The sequence below is a fragment of the Streptacidiphilus jeojiense genome (assembly GCF_000719095.1).
Taxonomy (GTDB): domain Bacteria; phylum Actinomycetota; class Actinomycetes; order Streptomycetales; family Streptomycetaceae; genus Streptacidiphilus; species Streptacidiphilus jeojiensis.
In genome coordinates, this window is record NZ_JOEH01000120.1 from 1 (window position 1) to 241 (window position 241).

Sequence of the window (241 nt, forward strand, 5' to 3'; positions counted from 1 at the left end):
GCTGCTGGTGCGCCCGCACCCGCGCGTGGGCCAGATCGCCCCCGGCGCCGGCGACGGCTACCTGTGGGACGTCGCCGACTACCCCGACGCCCAGGACCTGCTCCTGGCCGCCGACATCCTGGTCACCGACTACAGCGCGCTACTGCCCGACTGGGTCGGCACCGGCAAACCCGTCCTGCTGTTCGACTACGACCTCGAGCACTACCGCGACAACCTGCGCGGCTTCAGCTTCGACTACCAG

1 protein-coding gene is annotated in these 241 nt (G+C 70.5%); it reads left to right on the forward strand.

The window, feature by feature from the left end; all coding sequences use genetic code 11:
* The coding region (locus IF29_RS43040) for a CDP-glycerol glycerophosphotransferase family protein (RefSeq protein ID WP_037598810.1) at positions 1–241 on the forward strand (241 nt) is incomplete at both ends.